Consider the following 1,395-nt stretch of genomic DNA (forward strand, 5'->3'; position numbering starts at 1 on the left):
CAGAGAACTCGTTTGCCGCGTCTTGCTTTGTTGCTATCGGCGACTCATATAATATTACACCTCTATATAATAATAGTCAATGGCTTTTTGATTTTTTTTAGAGATATTTATCTATTCGTTCTGTAAAATCGTAAAAATACACCTTAAACACCCCGCCCATCAAGTTAAGAAATTCATTGTTCTCCAAAACAAAAAAATGAACTGAATTCTCATGGGACACTATGAAAAGATAAAATTTTCGTTTTTGGGATACCTTAAAACACTAGCTTGATAAGCATGATATGAAAAAAACTTGGATGCACTAAAAGACAATCCGTTATGCAAAATACTCCCCGCATAAACATGTATATTCTTTCCTACCTCTTTTGGCATATATTCTCCTGTGAAAATTACAACAGTGTCATCAATTTCGATGTTCTCCAATGCAACTTTCTCTTCCACTCCATACTCATTCACTCGCCATGCATATGTCGTATCAAATTCTACAACAGAATGAATATACTGTTTCGTTTTTTCCGACGTATATTCTGTTAATAGTTCACTAATGGTAGAGATCAGTGTAATAACGAGCGCTGAACCTGGTTTTTTTTAAATATAAAGAAGCAAAAATAAATACTGTCGTTAACGTATTGGTATTTGCTTTTCTTTCTTTAAAAATATTACTTATTCCATCTTTTATAACTTCATAAGAAGTAAAAACGGAAGTGACCATCGCCGCCCAATACGAAGCTGTTTTCCACACAAGTCCAAGCTGACTGCCTTGAATATACCAATTTGCTAAAAAGGCCCCGGCACAAGCTGCAACAGGCACCAACTGCTTCCATGAAAATGTACCATTATGTATCTTCTTTTCAGGTAAAAGAAAACGAGTTAGCCATGTTTTCAAGTTGTACAGAGATAGATTTACATCATGGTAAATAAGCAAACTCCCTGTTTCACACGTATAAGTTGCTGAAAATACTTGTGGAAGGGAACGAACTAAACTTTCTATCATAGTGGGATGATTAGAACTTTTAACCTGCAATCGTGTTCTTCCAGGTAAGGAATGCACCACATGAATTGAATCAAACATGCGGCCTTTCACTTCCTTTCCCCTTTATAGAATACGCCCAGTATAATAGGCTTGCAGAAAATGTAGGGGCACTGTTGAATCCATGTATTCCCTTTCCTAATAAAAACAATACAAATAAACTATCAAAATCAGCAAATCCATTCGTTTGTCTTTTAATTCCTACATCTACCATCTCTAGCGTTTTTTCATCCCTCTCATAAGTGAGGCATCTGTATAGAGAAGAGCGTCCGATGCAGTTTGTCTTTCATATTTTCTTTTTCTAATTAAATTCTTTTCATCATAAAATTCACTATCCCTTTATAAAACACAAAAAAGACGAGTCA

2 protein-coding genes are annotated in these 1,395 nt (G+C 35.1%); both read right to left on the reverse strand.

Features of this window, described 5'->3' with window-relative positions:
* Window positions 1–219 precede the first annotated feature (219 nt).
* Window positions 220–441, reverse strand: coding sequence for a hypothetical protein (locus tag V7183_RS25570; protein WP_097899469.1), 222 nt, complete (start codon window positions 439–441; stop codon window positions 220–222).
* Between the two features lie 100 nt (window positions 442–541).
* The gene (locus V7183_RS25575) at window positions 542–1,084 is read right to left on the reverse strand and encodes a hypothetical protein (RefSeq protein ID WP_335361292.1); all 543 of its coding nucleotides are present in this window, start codon (window positions 1,082–1,084) and stop codon (window positions 542–544) included.
* Between the last annotated feature and the right edge of the window lie 311 nt (window positions 1,085–1,395).

This window comes from Bacillus sp. JJ1127 (assembly GCF_036965845.1).
Taxonomy (GTDB): Bacteria; Bacillota; Bacilli; order Bacillales; family Bacillaceae_G; genus Bacillus_A.